Annotated in this window: 12 protein-coding genes; 7 read left to right on the top strand and 5 right to left on the bottom strand. The window is 31.6% G+C overall.

Features of this window, described 5'->3' with window-relative positions:
* The first annotated feature begins 49 nt into the window (after nt 1–49).
* Together accD and P3F56_RS06605 are read left to right on the top strand one after the other, a co-directional pair.
* Nucleotides 50–994 carry an acetyl-CoA carboxylase, carboxyltransferase subunit beta gene (gene accD / locus P3F56_RS06610; RefSeq protein WP_281152120.1) on the top strand — a complete coding sequence of 315 codons (945 nt, stop codon included), beginning with the start codon at nt 50–52 and terminating at the stop codon, nt 992–994.
* Nucleotides 995–1139: 145 nt separating this feature from the next.
* Nucleotides 1140–2294: an NAD-dependent epimerase/dehydratase family protein gene (locus tag P3F56_RS06605; protein WP_281152119.1), complete on the top strand. Its 1155-nt coding sequence runs from the start codon at nt 1140–1142 to the stop codon at nt 2292–2294.
* Between the two features lie 1106 nt (nt 2295–3400).
* On the opposite strand, the gene ychF is transcribed toward P3F56_RS06605, so the two are convergent.
* Nucleotides 3401–4492, bottom strand: coding sequence for a redox-regulated ATPase YchF (ychF, locus tag P3F56_RS06600; RefSeq protein ID WP_281152118.1), 1092 nt, complete (start codon nt 4490–4492; stop codon nt 3401–3403).
* A 775-nt stretch (nt 4493–5267) separates the two neighbouring features.
* Between ychF and P3F56_RS06595 the strand changes: the two genes are divergently transcribed.
* From P3F56_RS06595 to P3F56_RS06580, 5 genes are all read left to right on the top strand, one after another.
* On the top strand, nt 5268–6185 hold the full coding sequence (locus tag P3F56_RS06595) for a PhzF family phenazine biosynthesis protein (RefSeq protein WP_281152117.1): 918 nt from the start codon (nt 5268–5270) through the stop codon (nt 6183–6185).
* A 1203-nt stretch (nt 6186–7388) separates the two neighbouring features.
* Nucleotides 7389–8924 carry a SagB/ThcOx family dehydrogenase gene (locus P3F56_RS06590; RefSeq protein ID WP_281152116.1) on the top strand — a complete coding sequence of 512 codons (1536 nt, stop codon included), beginning with the start codon at nt 7389–7391 and terminating at the stop codon, nt 8922–8924.
* 698 nt (nt 8925–9622) lie between these two features.
* A complete protein-coding gene (locus P3F56_RS06585) occupies nt 9623–9781 on the top strand; it encodes a hypothetical protein (protein ID WP_281152115.1) in 159 nt (52 codons plus the stop codon).
* Between the two features lie 28 nt (nt 9782–9809).
* On the top strand, nt 9810–10022 hold the full coding sequence (locus P3F56_RS10525) for a transposase (RefSeq protein ID WP_405054745.1): 213 nt from the start codon (nt 9810–9812) through the stop codon (nt 10020–10022).
* Between the two features lie 874 nt (nt 10023–10896).
* A complete protein-coding gene (locus tag P3F56_RS06580; protein WP_281152114.1) occupies nt 10897–11892 on the top strand; it encodes an N-acetylmuramoyl-L-alanine amidase-like domain-containing protein in 996 nt (331 codons plus the stop codon).
* A 3485-nt stretch (nt 11893–15377) separates the two neighbouring features.
* Here P3F56_RS06580 and isiD read toward each other — a convergent pair.
* From isiD to P3F56_RS06560, 4 genes are all read right to left on the bottom strand, one after another.
* The gene (gene isiD / locus P3F56_RS06575; RefSeq protein WP_281152113.1) at nt 15378–15590 is read right to left on the bottom strand and encodes a protein IsiD; all 213 of its coding nucleotides are present in this window, start codon (nt 15588–15590) and stop codon (nt 15378–15380) included.
* 2207 nt (nt 15591–17797) lie between these two features.
* Nucleotides 17798–18046: a hypothetical protein gene (locus P3F56_RS06570; RefSeq protein ID WP_281152112.1), complete on the bottom strand. Its 249-nt coding sequence runs from the start codon at nt 18044–18046 to the stop codon at nt 17798–17800.
* Between the two features lie 1258 nt (nt 18047–19304).
* Nucleotides 19305–20498 carry a 4-hydroxy-3-methylbut-2-enyl diphosphate reductase gene (locus tag P3F56_RS06565; RefSeq protein WP_281152111.1) on the bottom strand — a complete coding sequence of 398 codons (1194 nt, stop codon included), beginning with the start codon at nt 20496–20498 and terminating at the stop codon, nt 19305–19307.
* A 177-nt stretch (nt 20499–20675) separates the two neighbouring features.
* Complete coding sequence (locus P3F56_RS06560) at nt 20676–21563, bottom strand: J domain-containing protein (protein WP_281153748.1); 888 nt, start codon at nt 21561–21563, stop codon at nt 20676–20678.
* Between the last annotated feature and the right edge of the window lie 2 nt (nt 21564–21565).

Here is a 21565-nt window from a genome sequence, read left to right as displayed (position 1 = left end):
TCTACAGTAGATCACAACTTTATTAGTTAATTTAATTACTGAAATTTATATGTCTCTATTAGACTGGTTTGCTAACCGAGAAAAATCTGAACCCATTATTCAAAAAACACAAGAACGGGAAATTGCTGATGGATTATGGACTAAATGTGTTGCCTGTGATGTTCTTACTTATACGAAAGATCTTCAAGCCAATCAACTCGTTTGTGCTGAGTGTGGTCATCATATGCGGGTAGATAGTGACGAACGGATTGCTCAGTTAATCGATGACGGGACCTGGAAACCCCTCAATGAACATCTAAAACCCACTGATCCCCTAAAGTTTTTTGATCGCAAACCCTATAGTGATCGGCTCAAAGATACTCAGGAAAAAACCGGACTGATTGATGCAGTACAAACAGGAACGGGATTAGTCGACGGTTTACCCTTAGCTCTCGGTGTAATGGATTTTCGATTTATGGGGGGAAGTATGGGCTCAGTGGTTGGGGAAAAACTTTGTCGTTTAATTGAATATGCTACCCAAGAACGATTACCCGTTGTCATTGTCTGTGCTTCGGGAGGGGCACGGATGCAAGAAGGAATGTTAAGTTTAATGCAGATGGCGAAAATTTCTGGAGCCCTAGCATTACATCGGGACAAACAATTACTATATATTCCTGTGTTAACGCATCCTACCACTGGGGGAGTCACGGCCAGTTTTGCTATGTTAGGGGATGTTATTTTAGCTGAACCCAAAGCAACCATTGGCTTTGCTGGACGACGGGTTATTGAACAAACCTTACGAGAAAAACTCCCTGAAGGCTTTCAAACCTCTGAGTATTTGCTCAAACATGGCTTTGTTGATGCGATTGTTCCCCGTACTCAATTAAAGAAAATCTTAGCTCAGTTAATTAGTCTTCATCAGCCTTTTTTCCCTGTCCTTCCTCCATTGAAAGGGGAAACATTATACTCAGAATCGGAGCTGTCACTCAAAGTTGATAGACAACAAATTTCCTAGGAGATGAACACAATCCATAAGAATACTCTTCAAAGAAGATGGTAAACTGTTGTATCAGGCACAAATTATCAAGATCAAATGGTTTAGAAAGCATCAAGATCTGGTATTTTTACCGAAAATTGGCAAAATAATTTATTGAGTCAGTATGAAAGTTCTGGTTATTGGCGGCGACGGTTACTGCGGTTGGGCAACCGCGTTATATCTTTCCAACAAAGGATATGAGGTTGGGATTCTCGATAATTTAAGTCGGCGATATTGGGATAGTAAATTAGGGGTAGATACCTTGACTCCCATTGCCCCAATTCAAAAGCGTATCCAACGCTGGAAGGATTTGACGGGGAATGGCATCAATCTGTTTGTGGGCGACATTACCGATTATGGTTTCCTGAGTAAAACTCTACGCCAGTTTGAACCAGAGGCGATCATTCATTTTGGAGAACAGCGATCAGCCCCTTATTCGATGATTGATCGTGAACATGCGGTTTTCACTCAAGTGAACAATGTAGTAGGAACCTTAAATATCCTCTACGCGATTAAAGAAGACTTTCCCGAATGTCACCTCGTCAAATTGGGAACCATGGGAGAATATGGAACCCCGAACATTGATATCGAGGAAGGGTATATTACCGTCGAACATAATGGACGCAAGGATACACTACCCTATCCCAAACAACCTGGTAGTTTCTATCATTTAAGTAAGGTCCACGATAGCCACAATATTCACTTTGCCTGTAAGATTTGGGGCTTAAGAGCGACTGATTTGAACCAAGGGGTTGTTTACGGCGTTCTTACCGATGAGACGAGGATGGATGAGACGTTTATCAACCGTCTTGATTACGATGGAGTTTTTGGGACAGCGTTGAACCGTTTCTGTATTCAAGCAGCTATTGGTCATCCTTTGACAGTTTATGGAAAAGGGGGACAAACCAGAGGATTTTTAGATATTCGGGACACGGTACGTTGTGTAGAGATTGCGATCGCTCATCCGGCTGATGCTGGTCAATTCCGAGTATTTAACCAGTTTACTGAACTATTCAGTATTATGGATTTAGCCCTGATGGTTAAAAAAGCTGGTAACTCCTTAGGGTTAAATGTAGAGATTAATAACTTAGAAAACCCCAGGGTAGAATTAGAAGAACACTATTTCAACGCTAAAAACACTAATTTACTTGATCTCGGATTGCAACCCCATTACTTATCTGATTCTCTCCTAGATTCTTTGCTGAACTTCGCTCAGAAGTATAAAGGTCGGGTTGATAAAGAACAAATCTTACCCAGGGTATCTTGGCACAGAAAATAAGAGCAATCGATTAAATAAGCGATGTAAGGTGGGCGATGCCCGCCTTATACTGGTTGTTGAGAAAATTCGATATTGAACTTTTTCAACCACTACTTCTTCATATTGGCGCTCTTGGGTCAATAACTCTCTAATAGTTTCTTTGGATTTATTTTTAGAAGAAGCTTATTTAGCTTTTATTGCTTGATTAATCATTTTTTCATGGACTTTATTCATCCGTGAAATGTTTCTCGGCTATCAGTTCTCTGACTTTGTCTTCGGTTCTCATCATATACTTCACCCATTGTCGATTAACTCAGCTACTTGTAGCGCGACGTATTTCTAGAAACTTCGTAGCACAGTTAACAGAAAATTTCAGGAAGTTGAGAGCCGGAGGCTCTCGGTGGTACTTATGGTGAATTATAAAATTGGTTCCGTTGCAAAAAGTAGTCTATCGATAATCACTGAGTAAGTGAACTTAAACAAACATAAAGATAAAATCGAAGAGTGGTTAGAAACGAGCGATCACTAAATGCTAGCTTTCCTAAGAATTCAGCCAACAGAATTAACAAAACAAGCACTATCGAAATTGACTTGCGATCAATAAATTCTCTCCAGAAGGAGAATAAAGGCAAGAATTTCATGTTTAAATTCAAGAAAATTAAAAGTTAAAGAAATTAAAGAAATTGCAGATTGGGTAGAATCATTAGAAAAATAATTCCTGGATAGATTGTTCAAGAAATATAAGAAAAGAAGTTGATAATAGACAACAAATATTTAAATTTTTTAAAAAAGAGAGAAGAGTTAAATTAACTTTCGGAAGAATCTGTAAGATTAAAAAAAAGCTAAAATAGGCACACTCTAGTAACTTTGAGTACCAAACTACAAAATATCCTATTTCTGAATCTTTTTCAAGAATTACACACTATTTACTCATATTGTTTATTCTCTACTGATTGAGAAGTCTATATTTTGATCATATTGCGACCGCTTCCCCCCGTAGAGTGTATTAATAATATATGATCCCCTAAATTCTCGTTCTTGTTCAAACCTAATCTCCGGTGGATTATGCGATTACCGATTTAGTCTCAAGTAATATAAATGATTATTACTATTTTCCAAAATCATAATTAAACATTAAATCTAAATAATAAAACATCTCCTTCCTTAACCTCATACTCTTTTCCTTCACTGCGAACTAACCCTTTTTCTTTAGCTGCTGTCATGGTTCCACAGGTGACTAGATCATTATAAGCGACCGTTTCGGCCCTAATAAATCCTTTTTCAAAATCAGTATGAATGATTCCTGCTGCTTGAGGAGCTTTCATCCCAGCGTGAATTGTCCAAGCTCGAGTTTCTTGAGGTCCAGTGGTTAAATAGGTTCGTAATTGTAATAACTCATAGGTGGCTTTAATTAAAGATTGCAGTCCCCCTTCAGTCACTCCTAATGCTTCTAAGTAGTCTGCTTTTTCTTGACCAGGAATCTCTACTAATTCCGATTCTACCTGAGCAGAAACAATGACGACTTTGGCATTTTGCTCTTTCGCTGTTTTTTCAACTTGTTTAACCCAGTCATTCCCCGTAGCTAGGTCATCCTCAGAAACATTAGCTGCATAAATAATGGGTTTTCTTGTTAGTAATCCCAAAGACTTAATCAACTCTTCTTCTTCTTCGGTTAAGTCTACGTGACGCGCCCCAACTGCTTCATTAAGTGCGGCGATAATTTTCTCTAAGGCAGGTATTTCTTCTTGTCCTTCTCTCTTCCCTTTAACTTGTTTCCGAACTCGTTCTAAGCGTTTTTCCGTTTGGTATAAGTCTGCTAAAGCTAATTCCAAGTTGATGACTTCGATATCTCTAGTAGGATCAACTGAACCAGATACATGAATAATATCATTATCATCAAAACAACGAACTACATGGACAATAGCATCTACTTCCCGTATATTAGCTAAGAATTGATTTCCCAAACCTTCCCCTTGACTGGCTCCTTTGACTAAACCAGCAATATCCACAAATTCAATTCGGGTGGGAACAATTTTTTCGGATTTAGATAACTTGCCTAATACTTCTAAACGTTCATCGGGAACCGCGACAACTCCTACATTCGGTTCAATAGTACAAAAGGGGAAGTTGGCTGCGTCTGCTTTAGCATTAGCAACTAAGGCGTTAAATAGGGTAGACTTACCAACATTAGGAAGTCCAACGATTCCAGCTTTTAGCATAAACTAATTATATAATGAACAATAATCTATTGAGCAGTTATATATGTTTATAACATAAAAAACAATCACTATAATATCTTAAGGTTTTTCTTCTTATCTAGAAGGCAAAACTTATGTACGAACGAGTAATTTAATAGTTTACTCTTTATTTATTTTAATGCATTAATTTATTATTTTGAATAGTTGTAAAAACATAATAAGAAACACAAGTTAAAAGGCTTGCTTTGCAGAGTTTTTAAGATAAAAAATGTCTATAAAAAATGCAAGTAACTTTACAATTTATGTAATCAATAACTTTTTTTTGACAAAGTCTATTTGCTAATTTGTTAGCAAGTAAGTATAAATTGAGTTTTGTTCCGATAAATTTACATATATTCACATCAGTAAATTTGGAAAAGTGAAATTTTGTAGAGTTAGTTATTTCTGCGACAAGCGATTCTCAAACAATTCTAGGTTACCGAATCTAATTTTTAAAATTTACCGGAAATATTTAGATTCGGGATTGGAATAACTATCGCAAAATTTTTGAAAAAGACAGGTTAATAGATAACCCAATGTAAAAAATCTTCTTTGAACAATATTGAGTTGAATCTAGGGGAGTCCAACTGCTTTGTTAAGACTTCAAGTATAGTGGAGAAAGATTGGGAAGAGTTGATAAATGAATCTGAAAATATTATGTATTCAATAGATCAAATTGAGTTTGATAAATCCGAAAATACCTTAATAGTCAAAATTATCCCAATTAATTGAATAAAATAGAAATAATTAAGCCAAAATGAAGTATAAATTTTATACAGCTGATGTGTTTACTGATCAAATCTTTGGGGGAAATCAGTTAGCTGTTTTTCCAGAATCTCAAGGTTTAAACACTCAACAAATGCAAAAGATTGCCGCTGAATTCAACTTTTCGGAAACTGTTTTTGTTTTTCCGCCTCGAACTTCCCAAGGAACCAGAAAACTCAGGATTTTTACTCCTGTAACCGAACTTAATTTTGCTGGTCATCCTACTATAGGAACTGCCTATGTTTTAAGCTTTACTGGAGAGATTTCTATTTCTGAAGAAAAGCAGACTATTCTTTTAGAAGAAGGGATAGGATTAGTACCTGTTTCAATCAAACTTGAAAGAGGAAAACCAGTTTATACAGAATTGAAAGCTGCTCAACTTCCAACATTTAATGATAACTCCCCCTCGGTAATGGAATTAGCTTCAATTTTAGGGTTAAAAATTGCTGATTTTCGAGACGATAAATATTTTATCCAAGGAGTCTCTTGTGGAGTTCCTTTTTTATTTGTTCCCCTTCATAACCGAGAGGCATTAGGACATATTCAATTTAACTGTGATTGCTGGCAACATATTTTGGCGAATCATTGGGCCCCTTCTGTCTACGTTTTTTGTTTTGATCCTGAAAGGGAAGGATCGGATCTGCGATCACGGATGTTTGCTCCTTCGATGGGAATCCTCGAAGATCCCGCCACTGGATCAGCAGCAACAGCGTTAGGAGGCTATTTAGCTATCCGGGAGGAGATTTCCGATGCAACCTTAAATTGGCGAGTTGAACAGGGTTTTGAGATGGGAAGGCCGAGTATTTTGGAGGTAATTGCAAAAAAAACACAAGGAAAAGTCAGAGAAATTAAAGTTGGAGGATCGTCGGTTTTAGTGAGTGAAGGCTCAATGAATATTCCTGATCTCTAAAATATAATTTTAGGATAAAGAATACTTCTCTTACTTGAGATTAAGGATTAAAAAGTTCATCTTCAATGCATATCTACTGTTCTCCTAAATTCATTAAAACTTGATTTAATTCAACAGATTTATTGTAATATTCTTTGAGAGATAAACTAGGTTTGCTTTTTTGTAAGTAGGTGAGCTCAAATAAGTGTAAAATACAAAAGCATTGTCGTAAAAAAACACACAGAAAAATAAAAAAGTAAGTTTTAGTCTCTGTGTGGTATCCAGTAAGTTGTATTTATATACAAGTCGAAAAAGAGAAGGCAATTCTACAAAGTAAAACAAAAGGAAAACGAGCCAGTATAATGACAATATTCGAACTGAATAAAAGTTTTGATTTTACTTTTTTAAAAAACAGCTTACAAAAGAAAAGTTTTGTAAAAATCTAATATGAAGAGCTATATCAAGCTGAGAGACACTGTAAATGGAACTGTTTATAAACAAAACACTAAGTTAGTATGCGTCAGGCAAACTACGTTTTTTTAGGTAAATTTTCTTTTTTTCTATTATGAGGAAACAGGGAAAATATTTTAATTTTCTAGTTTTTTGATATGACTAATAATTTTTTTACTTTCCTCTTTTAGTAAAGTAAAAATTGTTTCTACTTCCTTCCCCGAACATAATCTTATCTTTTTAGATAAAATCAGACGAGTTCCTTTATTCATTAACTTAACCTTGTACTAGATTCATAAATCTAATATATTTTCTCCCAATGTAATCTCCGCGTCACTATACCATTTTAGCCAAAATTAAAATAATAATTCTTCTAATCTGTTGAAATATACCATATAGTTCATCTTGAGGAAAAGATGATTTCTAATTTTTTTCTCTTAACCGTTTCTCGTTCCTTGTTCCTGATTCCCAAACGTTAGTCTACCATCCTAATACGTTGGATGTAATCAGTTTTATTAATACACACAGAGATTATAAAAAATAATACCTCTTTAATGTCACATCTAAATGATTTAAATGCATAACGTCATTCATAATATCAGGATTTTTTTAAAAAGGTTAACATAGAATCATTGTGGTCATCATCACTGATTGTCTCTGGTCAAGACTATTAAGCGTCCTGTCAGATGATTAACTTTTAATATAGAGTGATACTTCAAGAAATAAGGTTTAAAATCAAACTTAGAGTGCCGTTCATTATAATAACTTTATTTTATGTCATATCAGCTAATTTCGATTGCTACCCATTATCACGAACGAACCAAATACCATCCTGAAACTATTGCCACCAAAAATAAAGGACTAGATTGGTCAAAACAACCCTCGGTTTCTAAAAAATATAAAGTTGGTAACTCGTACGATCTTACAACCTATTTATCAGACAAATACTCTCAAGATGAATTAGCCCAACAATGGCGACGTTTATCTCGGTTACTCGCTTGTAGTTATGGCGTGACGGCTAAAGTTGCTACCATGGGAACCCCTTTATATTTAAGAACCGCTCCTTCAGCCGGAGGACTCTATCCGGCTGAAGTCTATCTAATTTCTCGGGGAACTTCTTTGTTACCTTCAGGTTTGTATAACTACCAATCTAACACTCACTCCCTCATTAATTTTTGGGAAAGTGATGTTTGGTCTGATTTACAAGAGGCCTGTTTTGAAGATTTAACTTTAAAAGATACCCAACTAGCTATAATCACAACAGCGATTTTTGAGCGGTCAGCTTGGCGATATGAGGATCGAGCTTATCGCAGAATAATGCTGGATACAGGGCACTTATTAGGTAATATTGAATTAGGTTGTGCTATCAACCAATATCGTCCTCATTTGATTGGGGGATTTGTAGATCAGATGATCAATCGTATATTATATCTTGATTCCGATCAAGAAGCTGCCATTACAGTTATTTCCCTCCAGGATATATCCAACGGTAATCACATTTCCTTTAATCCTCCAAAAACAACTATTTTTCCCTCAGAAATTCATACCGATTATCCTCCTATTGATGACGGGGAATTACTTTCTTATTTCCATCAAGCAACTGAAATTAGAGACCTAGAACTGTCTCTATCTTCAACTTTAATCTCGGACCCATCACATTTAGAAGATAAATATAATTTTCCATTTTGTTTGAAAGTTTCTACTGAAACATCACCTATTGACTGGAATAAGGACCTAATTAACTTAGAAAACACCATTTTAAAACGGCGATCCACTCGTGCCTATACAGGAGAAAATCTAACCCTAAATGAACTTAAATCCCTACTAAATTTTACCTATCAATCTCAAGATTATAAAAAAACAGATTTAGACCCTAATCCCGATTATTTTGATTTGGAGTTGATCGAAACGTTTATCGCTATTTCTGGGGTTACTGGTTTGGAAGAGGGGTGTTATTATTATGCGCCAAAAGCACAAGAATTAAGACAAATTCGCTTTAAAAACTTTCGACAAGAACTACATTATTTATGTTTAGGGCAGAACCTAGGACGAGATGCGGGGGCCTTAGTTTTTCATACAGCCGATCTTCAAAAAGCTGTTGCTAAATATGGTGATCGCGCTTATCGTTATTTACATTTGGATGCAGGACATCTTGGACAAAGGCTAAACTTAGCCGCTATTTATCTAAATTTAGGGGTGAGTGGAATAGGAGGATTTTTTGATGATCAAGTCAATGAAGTCTTAGGAATTCCCCCTGAAGAAGCGGTTCTTTATATTACTACTTTAGGACGGCCACAACGGAGGAACTAATCTTGAAAGGAAAAAGTAGATAGAAATTATTCTAATTTCTTTCCTGTCTTCCTGTGTCTACTTCAATCCTAAATTAGGGATTCAAATTGTGGACAGTATATCCCCGACTAACAGGAGGAATAAAGATCATTTCATCTCTATTTAGTTATTTCATTTATTTAACTTAAGATGTCCTTTAATCAATCTTTCTAAGACCTTTTTGATTATTGTTTACTCGGAAAAATTAAGTCTTAATTCATACATGATGTAGGCTTATTATATAACCTGTAAAAGGTTTAATAGTGACAGTAATTAAAGACTGGTACATAAGGAAAAAAATAATAAATTATTGACAATCAAGCAAAAGTACGACTGAGTAAAAATTATTAACTTTTCTGCTAAGAAATGTATAAATTATGTCAAGCCTAATATAGAAACTTAGTTAATAATTGGGGTAACTGATGGCTAATCAAATTAAAGATTCGTAAATTTTGGACTAAAATAGGCATAAATAAAAAATACAGAATCCAATATAAATATCAGTTTACTTTATACTTGATAATATAATCCTATTATTTTAGTTATCTTTTCACCTAGCAAAACTTAACCAAAGTCAATTGATAATTTGTTTTTATGTTTAAGGGTGACTTCCTGGGATTAGTGATTTATTGATTTATGGTAGAACACCGAGTCGTTCAAGAATTTATTCTCAGAAAGTAGTGCAGTTAGAAAAGAAACGAATCCAAGAAAGCACAGAAGAACTAAAAGCTTGGTTAAAAAGATTCACCAAACAGGCTAAACATAAAAGTTTAGATGTATCAGCAAATGATGGTTATGGGGATAGCCAACAAATTTGTTCCCTAAAAAGCTTTTCTTAGTGATCAAACAGATGTTGATACCACAACTATGTCCAGGAGCCTGTGTGTTCATAGAAAATTTACCGCTCACAAAGCCACAAAAGTTAGAGAACTGATGGAATCCGTAGGAGTAGAACTCATATTTTTATCTCCTTATTCCCCTGATTTTAACCCTGTTAAAAACTGTTGGTCGAAAATCAAGGAATATTTGCAAACTCAAGAATACCTAAATTATAGAAGCCTTAACATAAGCTATCAATGAAACAAGCGATTGATTTAGCCACCGGTAAATATATAACTTGCTAATTTACTCACTGCTTTTATTGTGATATACCCAATTTAAAATTGCTATTAATAGCTAACATTAAAGTGGAGTTTAAGTATTTAATTTTTTTTAAATAGGATTAATGATCTTATCACATGAAAACTTTAATTTTTGTTGATTAAGTAAGGACGATAAATTATCGTATATCTTTATATAACTAAGGTTTGTATTCATGTCTACCAAACTTAGTTATTATTTTTAATAAAGGAATATTGATTGTAAATCAATCAAATTTAACCTATAAAATAAGCTTAATTAGTTTACTAGAATATCTTCTCACTCAAAAAGTTTTAGCAATTAACACTAGCAGAAATTTTAGATGGAAATCAAGCATATTTAATAAATACCGTGGAGAAGTTTTTCATGAGCCCTCTTTAATCCTTAAAAAAGTAGATATATTTTTTTGATGAATTATTAATCATTAAAATTACCCAATATTAATACTAACAAAAATAAATATTAATTTATAATATTTTATTTATATAAGCTAAGAAATTTAGTTAATTTTCCCAGGAAAGTTAATGATTGTTTTTATGTTACTTTAACCTTAGTAATTTAACTTTCAATCCTTACTTTTAAGGTAAACCTATCATCGACTATTATTGAAATTCTATTACTAAAAAATACAAGTATATTAAAATTTTGTGGTAAACAATGGGACAAACTAAGTTTTTTTCCCTATCGTTAATGAGACTAACTATTGGTTGAAAACTAATGAAAAATATGCTAATAATACAGCAAGAGCAATTACTGTTCAAGAAGTGAAAGACAGTTAATCATAATCAACCTAAACGTGAGGAACAATGTTACAGTGAATCCTTTTATTTTGTCGATTTTAATATTTTTTTTAATAAATAGTGAGCCTTGGTTAAATAATGTCAATAATAAAAAAAAATTAGTCTTTTTGGTAGTATCAGTACTAGAAAACACGGATTATAATAACAAATTAAATGACATTATGGTGAAATTCTATAAAAGAAAGCTTTATCAGATTGAATTAGAAAAACAGTTTAAAGACATTGTTGATTCACTAAATAATCATGATTTATTTAGTGAATCAATGGAGGAAATTATGCAAATAGTTGCAAAACAATTTCTGGGATCAACTTATAAAGCAGGTTTATTAGAAACTTTTAGAAAAGAAAAATTATTCATTTCCTTCAAAGAGTTTGATTGTGTTTTGTTTGTAGAAACTGTTTTGGCTATTGCTCGTAATATTACTCTAAATGATAGGGGATATAGAACCTTTACTAAACATCTACAAGAGCAACGTTATATTAATGGTTTTATCAATGGTTATTGTAGTAGACTACATTATTTTTCAGATTGGATTAATGATAATCAAAAGCGAGAGAATGTCAAAAACATTACGGCGGATTTAGGAGGAATTCAATTCGACAAAAAGCTTTATTTTATGAGTCGGAATAGAAATCTTTATCCTGAGTTAGCAACTAATGAAAATAACTATAAATGTATAGTAGAAAGGGAAAATAAAATCAATAAGACAGTTTTAAAATACATACCTAATGATAAAGTAAAGCAAATTTATTCTAAGTTAAAATCAGGAGATATTATTAGTATTGCCACTAATATTGATGGTTTAGATGTTACCCACACGGGTTTAGTTTATCAAACTGTAGAAGGAAATATCGGTTTTATTCATGCTTCTCCTGCGGGAGAAGTCACCATTGCTAGAGATTTACAAAACTATGTAATAAACGTTAAAAATTCTGTTGGCATTATAGTTGCTAGACCGGTTGATATTCGATTAAAAACTAGAAAAATTGATAACAAACAGCCTACTTAAATTAACTGAAACCTATATTTACAGCATACCATAAGATAAAAAAATATACTCAGTTAAATTTTAAGATAATTGACTTTATTTTAGACTAACTTGGAGATTTTAATACAAAAATACTATTTATTTGCAACCGCCTCTAATAAGAGATATCTAAAAGTAATTAATGATAAATGTTATGGTAATTTTTTAAAAAATACAAATTATTTACAAAGGCTTTAGGTTGATCATTATTTTTGAAATTTTATCATTAGTATCAATTCTAATCAATTGAAAGGAAAAGCTAGAACTAAAAGTGAGTGAAAATAATCTTAAATACAAGAAAAAGCATTTTTATTAACTTCTTATGTAAGAAGTTAATAAAAATATAAAATTTGATAAAAGAATAAAATTTTTCTATAGAAAACATACTTACTTTATTTATATTTCTGGCAAACGATACTTTAAAAAAGTTTAATAAGTTAGATTTTAAATTTAGAAGATATCATAATTTTATCGGATTTTAAATAGAATATAAATATTTTTATTTATCGAAAAAATAGACTCAACAGTAACTTATATTTATTGTGGTTCCATTACTAACAAAATCTATCAAAATAATGAATCAACTGTCAGAAATTCGTCTTGGGCATAGAAAGCTTTCTTCCGCGCGGAGAGCCCCGCACTATAAACGAGTAGGATTTATCGAACCCTAGGTATCCGCCGCAATGTTTTAGCATCAGAATAAAAGCGGAATCAGGACTTGACGAAGAAACTAAAATAGTTAATTCTAATCGATCTCTGGAAACAGCCTAAAAAATCAAAGAAAGCACGAAGCCGATTAGAGATAGATTCAGATCCGCCTGTGATCGAAGAACACCAAGTTAGAGATTTTGGCAGTAAATTTAAACTCAGTTAGACGAGACGAAAAGGCTTTACTACTAACTCATATCTTTCCTCCTGCTTCGCCTAAAGAGTTGTCAAGAATATTTGAGAGAAAAAACTCAACTATAGTTCGATATTTTCAATGGATTTATCTCGTAATTGCATCAGGAACAAAACAAGTTATTAATTTAACTAAATTTCCCAAAACCTTAATGAACCGATTGCCATAATCGTTACATTTCTCTGAATAATCGAGATCAGAAAAATAGTGAAACTTTAACGTAAAAATTGACTCTAATACCTGGAATATTATAAGGCAAATTACAATAAAGAAAGTCTGTTAAATATATTTTTATAATAGCAGGTCTAAAGCATAAATTTAAGAACTTTCTAGTGTTCAAATTTGGTAATAAAAGTAATAAATTCTTGGACTACTTATACTTTCTTTTTCTCTACGTCTTGCTTAATAAAAGCTGTTGTTGCTACAGTTTCTATAGCTAGATTAGTCTGATAAATTCCTATAACAGTTAGATTGACTTAATTAAGATTATTTTCTTTAATAAAAGGCAATGGTTTCATAAGCTATAGCAATATTTAAATTATTATGAGTTCTAATAAGAATTTTTTATAGTTTGATTTTAGTAAAACGATGAGAATAATAAACTTATTTTTTGACAGTGTTAAATAAAAAAAAGTAAAATACCGAAGTTATTGTGCTTTTTAAAATTATAAAAACACAATAAAATTAAGCATAATTACAACGAGTAACATCAGTTTTTCAAAAGTTAACACTTCCCAGGTAACTTTATATCTAAATTTGCCCTAATTTCTGGCTAATATAGCCTCTTTAATCTTTTTAAACTTAAAATTACCATTACAAAATACAACTTGTACCCTTTATATCCAAACAATTCCGACCCAAAATTCTTACTAATGGGTTAAGGTTCATTATAATAATGAGCGCTTGTATTTTTGTTTTTCTCTCGTTATTATAATTATGTTAACAATTAACCGGAGGCAGAAATAACAAAGGTTGAGTTGAAGTCATTATTCCTGTCAGTTTAGTTATTAACTATATATTAGAAAATTTGTAATTTAGGATTTCAGTTAAAATTAGGGTTGTTTCAACTGTTTTTATAAGGCTTGTAAAGGTTCTGATAATTCTATTCCACTAATAACTACAAAATTTTGTTTTATCTATCGCAGTTGAGTATTAACTATTATTAATAATATGAAAGCGATAATTTTTTTACTTAGTATTTAAATTTAATGTATTTTTTTTGTTAGTAAACAGTCCATTGTTACTGACGTGTAACATAATAAATATTCTATTCTAATAGAGAGTCAATCACATTGATTATAGATTTTATTGTGATAAAACTCTAACTTAAAAAAACGAGGGTCTAATCTTACAAGGTTTTCAGGATTTAAAAAACTTTATTTTTATATATATTGGATTTTTGTGGTTACAGAACACAGTAAAAATAATAATTTTGGAGGTTATCAGCCACTAGTTAATTAGATTCAGTCTAGAAAAGCCTAAATTCTTAGCTAAGATACTCAATTATTCTTAATATATTTAATTTCTTTAGTTAATAGATTTAAGCTTTAAATATCTTCTATTTTAGAGATATTTATTGTTTTTAGTTTGTTTGGTAATTGTTTCAGGCTTCTGGCTGGGTCTTAAACAATATGATGGAGGTTAGAAATTTAAGCTTGACGGAGATCTTCTCCGGTTTTTGCTAATTAAAGATCACGCTTTAAACTACTCGAGGTGATTTTGTTTTTCAATTCTAGGGGTTTATTTTACAAAAATACAAACTATATATATAGAAAATATAAAGTTTAAATTAACCTATTTTTTATTTTTAAAATATTAACTTATGAGCATAAATCAATAATAATTAAGTTATTTTTTAATTGAGTTAGCTTCCTTTTTAATACTATTCTCTAAGGATTTATTAGAGCTAAAATTTTATAGTCCTCAATGTTCTCAATAAAAATTACTGAATTAAAAACAACAACTATATTAGTGATTATTAAAAATAAAATCAGAACAACTAAAGCAATCTAACCAGTATAAAAAAGTAATAATGTAATAGAAAAAATTAGTTTTTTTACTATAAAATACTTGTCTAAACTCCTTAAATATTAAAATATTTACTACAATTTAGCTCTGAAGACTATGATGTTTTGTTTTCTCAAAAAAACTTAATTAAAATATTTATTTTAATTTCAAACAATTAGGTTAAAACCTATTGAATACTTAATAGTAATTAAGACAAGTTTTTTACTAGATCTAAAGTCACTTTTTGGCAATTATTATTGAAGCTAATTCCAAAAAATATTATAGTCTGAATACTCTCAATTCGTTAAAATAATTAACCCATGAATGGCATCACAACGAGGACTATTTCTTAACTAATCTTTAGCTTTTAAAACTAGATTATACAAGGCTATTCTTTCTTCTAGTTTATTTTAAAAATTACTAATTTGCTTAAAATTAAGGGGACAGAACTTAGAAATAGTAACAGAAAAAAGAAAAGAGATAAAAAAAGCCCACACTACGATTGTAGTGCGGGGGCTACCTAATAGTTATTAAATTAAGGTGTTAATGCCTAAAATGATTAGGCTTCATCATAGGCTTCAATGTCAAGTAAATATAGATAGGGTTCAGCCAATTCTTGACATTGAAAAGCAATCGCTCTGAGTAAATGCCAGTCATTGAGGGCGTCAAAGGGGTTACTATAATCATCTTGTTCTAACCGCTTAGCCAAATCTGCGACCTCCTCTTTCGTTAACGCCGAAATGTCTGGCCGCCTTGCATTTAAAACTGTCATTCCGCACCTCCTGATCAATCCGCACTCTGAATTTTATAGCAGTCGAAGTGTAGGTCAGGATAGACTCTTTGTTCTAAACTCCAACAACAAGTAGAGTTCCACTTGTGAACTTGGTATAGGGGTCTCAAATAATCCTTGACTCTGATGACTTTTGCTATGGATCCCCCTCATTCTACTGTGATCTGAGAAATCTTCCCATAAATTCAATTAAGGAATTTTGATATCTTAATTAAAGTCAAATCTCATTTTTTTCTCAAGGTCCTTATTCGACTAAGGTTTTAGGAACTTATAGAGATCCATTTCTATTTAAGGCATTGGGCAATATTTCAAGATTTCTTAAAAATTATTATCAAGCAATTTAAACTATAAAAAAAACTAATCTTAACTCAAAAATACTAAATTTTTAGGATTTATAGTCCAATATAATCTGCCATGTAAAAATTTAGAATAAAGTTTAATTATCAATAACAGGCTTATCAAAAAGACTTAATCATATAAATGCTGTTATAGTAGATTTTATTGATAATTAAATTATGCTAAGTTCAATGTTTTTACATAATTTATACATATACTTACTGCATAAAATGTTTAATTTAGTTTAATCAATAAGGTTATTAATTAGAAAAACTTACCATTTTTATAGTAAATTATTAAAATAAATAATTGTTCTTGAAAAAAGAAATAGATCCAAAAGCAACTTATATTGACTCTGCTTCAGCTACAAAAAAACTTCACCAAAATCAAAATAATAAATAAACTATGGGAGATTTGTTTTGGGGAGAGAAGAACGTCTCTATTAAAAGAATGCGTCGTCAGACCAAATGTAATAAATGTGAAAATAAAATTAAAAAATAGTTAAGTTAACTTAAAAATAAAAGAACAGATCCTGAAAAATTCAAGGTATTTAAGGTCAAAATTGTTGAAGAAGTCTTAAATAGTGAGATAAAGAATATAGTTAAAAGGAATGGAGTAAGTTAACAAAAAATAAAAAAAATTCAGATATTGAAACAGTTAGCAATCGATAGGATTGCTGTGGTTAAAGGACAAATAAGTTATTATGTAATGTTGGTAGATTTAGATAAAGAAGTGAGCGGAGAAATCATAGAAAAAATAACGTCCAAAGAAATAGTAAAATAGTTGTAATTCCCGGATAAAAAAGCTTTAATTGAGTTAGTATACATCTTGATTAACCCTATATGTTGTTAATAAATTGCCACAAACAGGAGTAGCAGCAAACAAATGTAATACTCAATCTGGTTCGAAAATCTACTTATAATAAAATACAAACAAACATGGTACGCTAAGGCTATAAATGGTAATGTGTCTATAGATTTATTAGACTATCGACAGGAACCTCCCTATTAAATAAAACTACAAGAGTGAATAGAAAATAGCTAAATTTAGTTGGTGAACATTTGGCTAATGATATAAGACTTTTTTTAAAAAATTATTATTAATAATAAGATAATCGCAGATCGTTCCAGTCCAAAAGAATAAAATTTTTTCCAGAAATTATCTATTAGGATATTTGCCAACTTACTCTCCAAAATTAGAGCTAGCATAGAAATGATGGAAGTTAGTATATGAGCCTTGAGTTCATGAGCATTATAAAATATTTGATGAAATGAAAGGGATTTTGCTGAACCATTGTAATTTTTTCAGTAAAATGAAAGAAGAAAGTAAAATTTAAATCATTACTTTTAGTTAAACTTCCTGTGATTTGTCTAGAGGATATAGCCATCGTATTCAATACCATCTGATGAAACCAATTAATGTTTGATTACATCATCGGAAGAATCCCCTTCAATGATAAGCTAAATAACTTAAAAATTTTAGTTAAACAGAAAAAATATTGTCATGGTTAAATTAAGAGCAAATATTTTTTAGATAAAAATGAATAAGATTAAAACAAAAAACAAAAAGCTAAATTAAATCAGGGCTATAAAAACTAATTAATTAGCTTAAAAATAAACCAATTGAAAGAATATTTCAAGATAATATGAGAGTTTAAACTAGGCATTAGGACTATTAAAATTAGCTAATTGCTATCGAAAAACTTATTTAGTGTACCCCATTGTACATTAATAAAAAATTATAGTAGAGAAGTTATTATTTATTTTGATAAAGGAAAAACTCAAGAAACAGTATTAGCTACTTTTTTCTTACTTGTTGTGCTTTCTTCAACATCTATAAAGTTCATTAATTAATTATTTTAGTAATCTTTCTGAAGTTGTCCCAATGATTAATAAAATATTAATATTTTCTTGTGATAGTCTTTCTGCGAAAAATATAACGTATCTACCAACGGGAGAGTTACCTTGAAAGTTAGCAGCAATATTATTAATTTTAAACTTAGTTAATAAATCTCCTGCCCAACCTATTTTATCTCCTAATTTAATAGGTTGAAGACTCACAATCCCAAAACTAGAAGTTGTCCTTAAGAGAATCTCTAGCAAAAAGTTTCTATATTACTTAATTAAAGATTTCAATTTACTCTTAATAAGTTAATAAAGTTGTTGAATAATTTATATTGAACTTTGCCGGCTTTAAATTTTTGTTGCTAAAGCATAAATTTTAAACTACTCTAACTTAGACAGAGCAGATTTAAGAGCAATATGTTTTTATAAACATGGGGATGTTTGTTATTTTTAAATTTTAATTATTTTGTGATAAACTAATTTTTGCAATTTTAATTGATTTCGTTTTATCTAATTAATTAAATTTTCTATCCGTGATATTAAGACGATAACTTTATGATAAAAATATTTTTTATATTACCCAATATTATCATTTAAAAATAAAAAATTATAATTAGTTTTTTTCTGAATTAAGAGAAATAATTAAGTAGAAGTTTTTAAAAAAAATTTGTAGCTTAATAGAAGTTTCTCTGATAGCAACTTTAATTCCAAAAATATCTTTTAGAATATGATGTGGTTTCAGGATATTAATAGGACAGTCTACTCTATAATATAGTTTGCTTTGTTTGAGAAGAGCTAGGCGATTACTGTAATAAACGGTTAAATTAATAAACGGTAATCATGGTTAAGTTGCAATTACGTCGAAGTCTCTTAAATAATTCTAATGATTGAGATCGATAATAAATATCTAAATAGGTGGTGCATTAATTTAATAATTAAACGAGGTATATTGTGCTAATTTAAAAGCCCAAAATACTCATTGTTTTTCTTTTTCTGATAAATTAGTTATGAGGTGATAACGATATTTTTCTAATTACGTTTTCTGAATTATTTTGGTCACTGTTTATCAATCTTCTGTATTCAATTTTTATTGCCACTAAGGTTAATAGAAAGTTAGTACTAAATTGACTAATTGGGACACGGTTAAACTTATAAAATAAAAATAATTTTTTAAAGGAAAAAAGGCATCTTTTTAAGAAGAAAGTTAGATGCTAAACCCCGAACCAATTTACTATCTAATAAAACCGTTATTTCCGATGTAGTTAATGAGCAACTGGATAGATTAAAAGAGCTTTATTTTTTAATCTATTTGATCCTACTAAGTTTAGCTATTATTCTCTTTTTATAGTTCAATTTATGTCACCAATCACTTATCTTAATTAAGAAGCTATTAGTTAATGTGCTAGAGTATTAATTTGCATCATCAAAAATGTCTCCTTAGTTATCAGTGAAAACTGATAACTAAGGAGACATTAGTCGAAAATAATAAAAACAATCACTAGTTTTGAATAAATGTTTAATTTTTAGTGGTGCAGATTTTCTTGATAACCGCCTCTACAACAATATCGGGAGTAGATGCTCCAGAAGTAACACCAACCATGATAGAACCGTCTTGAAGCCAGTTTTCCTTCAGTTCTAAGTCTCTCCCTAAAGGTTTATGTTCAATAGTATTGTTCAGGTTGATACGAGTGGCATTATCAATATGATACGAGGGGAGTTGTTGTTCAATGGCAATTTCTTGTAAATGAGTGGTATTAGAAGAATTAAACCCTCCAATAACTACCATTAAGTCTAACTTTTTCTTAACTAACTCTAACATGGCATCTTGACGTTCTTGAGTAGCATTACAGATTGTATTAAAACTCATAAAATGGTCATTTAGAGTAGCTATTCCATATTTTTTAATAATTGTTTTTTCAAAAATTTCACTAATTTGTTCTGTTTCACTTTTCAACATGGTTGTCTGATTAGCAATCCCCAATTTTTCTAAATCATAATTAGGATTAAATCCTGGTGAGTGGGCATTCTTAAACTTATCTAAAAAATCTTCTTTGTTTCCTCCATTAAGAATGTAATTACAGACGTAATTTGCTTGTTCTAAATTTAAGACGACTAAATAATTCCCTGCAAATGAACTGGTAGCAACAGTCTCTTCGTGAAGATATTTGCCGTGAATAATGGAAGTATAATGACGTTTTTTGTGCTTTTCTACAGAATTCCAAACCTTAGAAACCCAAGGACAAGTAGTATCTACAATGGTACAACCTTTATCATTTAAAAGTTGCATTTCAGTAACACTTGCTCCAAAAGCTGGCAAGATAACTACATCTCCTTTTGCAACTATAGAAAAGTCTTTATGATTATTAATCACTTCGATAAAACCTACGTTCATTTCTAGAAGTCGTTGATTAACAGAAGGATTATGAATAATCTCATTAGTAATCCAAATACGTTTATTAGGAAAATGTTGACGAGTTTCATAAGCCATCGCAACAGCCCGTTCAACTCCCCAACAAAATCCGAAGGCTTTTGCTAGGTGAATCGTTACTTTTCCCTCTTGCCATCGATAGTTATTTTGACGGATTTGTTGAATCAGAGAACTTTGATACTCTGCGCTCATAACGCTCATGATTTCTGACCCATGGCCAAATCCTTTACGGTGATAATGTTCGGACTGTTGCAATGAACGTTTAAAGATTTTAGTATCCATCAGGCTTGATCTATATGTTCTAACAGAGAGTGTGATTTTAGTTTAAGCGGACATTTGCAAAATAGCTTTATTTTCTTCTATAGATGCCTCGATAACTCCAATAAATCTGATATAAATGAGATTATTAATTATTTTGGATTTAAACTGGCTAATTAATGAGCAATTTCGATAATTCGTTTAAAGAAAATCCCGGCGCGGATTAAACGTTTCTCTTTCGCGGATTTTTTGATAAAGTTCTAACTCTTCTTCATTAATTTCTGAGGGAATAGCAATCTGAATTTCTACTAATTGGTCTCCTCGATTACCATTGCCATCAGGATATCCTTTATTAGCTAAACGTAACCTTTGACCGGAACGGACTCCTTTAGGAACCTTCATTTTAACCAACCCATCAATGGTTGGAATTTCGATGGCTTCCCCTAGAATAGCTTCACTAGGAGTAACGGGAAGACGACAAAAAATATCCGTTCCTTGTAACTCAAAATACGGATGAGTTGCTAGGGAAATTTTTAAATAAAGATCTCCCCCATCAAGTCCCTGTCCTTTGAGGCGAATTTTTTGCCCATTAATCATTCCTGAAGGCATTTCTACTTCTAATGACCGCCCATCTTCAAGGCGAATACGTTCGCGTCCACCCTGATAAGCCTTTTCTAGGGGTAAATTTAACTTAGCTTCTACATCCCGTCGTCCTGAATCAGAAGGCTTAACGATTTTAATCCGTTTGCTGTTTCCTGGGCTAAAATTTTTAAACTTCCAGAAATCGGAGTCTTGACGATAAGAATTATTACTACCATTACCGTTACGGGGGATTGTATCCCGTCCACGATTAGAACGGCGTTTCCCTTTGCCAAAGAGTTGTAAATCGTATTCAGCGCGTCTGGTCTGATCTGAGAGGGTATTATAGGCTTCATTAATATCTTTAAACTTCTCCTCAGCAGTTTTATCCCCTGGATTAACATCAGGATGGTACTGTCGTGCCAATTTCCGAAAGGACTTCTTCACCTCCTCGCTAGTAGCATTTTTTGGGACTCCTAGAATGGCATAATGGTTGCGGACTTGCTGCATAT

Source organism: cyanobacterium endosymbiont of Epithemia clementina EcSB, from assembly GCF_029919255.1.
Taxonomy (GTDB): domain Bacteria; phylum Cyanobacteriota; class Cyanobacteriia; order Cyanobacteriales; family Microcystaceae; genus Rippkaea.
Note: the sequence above shows the minus strand (reverse complement) of the source record. Positions and strands in the feature narration are given on the sequence as shown.